Origin of the sequence: Tranquillimonas alkanivorans (genome assembly GCF_900115595.1) — a bacterium.
GTDB classification, from domain to species: domain Bacteria; phylum Pseudomonadota; class Alphaproteobacteria; order Rhodobacterales; family Rhodobacteraceae; genus Tranquillimonas; species Tranquillimonas alkanivorans.
This window is the reverse complement of record NZ_FOXA01000078.1, coordinates 1-1565: the sequence shown is the minus strand read 5'-3', so window position 1 is coordinate 1565 and position 1565 is coordinate 1. Positions and strand designations below refer to the sequence as shown.

Here is a 1565-nt window from a genome sequence, read left to right as displayed (position 1 = left end):
CTAGAAACTGGGCCTCCTTCTCGCGAACTTACGGAGGTATTTTGCCGAGTTCCTTCAACATCGTTCTCTCAAGCGCCTTGGTATTCTCTACCAGTCCACCTGTGTCGGTTTCGGGTACGGTCTGATGGAGGGCTATTTCCAGGGACCGCTCAGCTGCCGAACCAATCCGATAAGGTCCGACAACACCTGCGATCCGTCACATCCTCCTGGCCCAGGAATATTGACCTGGTTCCCATCGGCTACGCCTTTCGGCCTCGCCTTAGGGGCCGGCTTACCCTGCTCAGATTAGCTTTAAGCAGGAACCCTTGGACTTTCGGCGACAGGGTCTCTCACCCTGTTTGTCGCTACTCATGTCATCATTCTCGCTAGTGATCTCTCCACCGGATCGCTCACGCGCCGGCTTCACAGAAAACACTCTATCCTGCGCTACCGCTTCGCTGCTTGAGCGCGTGACGCGCTCCGCTCGGCTCGGCGGCAGAAGAGGACGAGTGTTATGTCACACTACGCTCCGCTACCACTGCATATGCAGTCCTAAGCTTCGGCTCGTGGCTTGAGCCCCGTTACATCTTCGCCGCAAGACAGCTTGATTAGACCAGTGAGCTGTTACGCTATCTTTAAAGGATGGCTGCTTCTAAGCCAACCTCCTGGTTGTTTTGGCCGTCTCACATGCTTTCCCACTTAGCCACGAATTGGGGGCCTTAGCTGTAGGTCAGGGTTGTTTCCCTCTCCACGACGGGCGTTAGCACCCGCCGTGTGTCTGCCATCCAGTACTCCCGGGTATTCGGAGTTTGGTTAGGATCAGTAAGCCTGTGGGGCCCCATTACCCATCCAGTGCTCTACCCCCCGGGGTATTCGGATGACGCTCTACCTAAATAGATTTCGCGGAGAACCAGCTATCTCCGAGTTTGATTGGCCTTTCACCCCTAGGCACACCTCATCCCGACCTTTTTCAACAGGTGTGGGTTCGGACCTCCAGTTGGTGTTACCCAACCTTCATCCTGGACATGCCTAGATCACTCGGTTTCGGGTCTGATCCCACGAACTCGACGCCCTATTCAGACTCGCTTTCGCTGCGCCTACACCTACCGGCTTAAGCTTGCTCGTGAGACCAAGTCGATGACCCATTATACAAAAGGTACGCCGTCAGGGCTCGAGGCCCCTCCGACTGCTTGTAGGCGTTCGGTTTCAGGTACTGTTTCACTCCCCTCGTCGGGGTGCTTTTCACCTTTCCCTCACGGTACTGGTTCGCTATCGGTCAGCAAGGAGTACTTAGCCTTCGAGGGTGGTCCCCCGATCTTCAGACAGGATTTCACGTGTCCCGCCCTACTTGATACGTCCGATCGAGCTTCGAATACGGGACTGTCACCCGCTCTGGTCCGGCTTTCCATCCGGTTCTTCTCACTCTCACGGCTCGGCTGGTCCCCGTTCGCTCGCCACTACTAGGGGAGTATCTGTTGATTTCCTTTCCTCCGGGTACTTAGATGTTTCAGTTCCCCGGGTTCGCTCTTTGAAGCCTATGTATTCAGCCTCAAAGTACCTGGTTCAGCCCGTTATGAGCTGCCGCG

General features: G+C 55.7%; 1 rRNA gene. It reads right to left on the bottom strand.

The features are described 5' to 3' along the window. Window positions 1-1565 (bottom strand): 23S ribosomal RNA (locus BM162_RS22200); the annotation flags it as partial.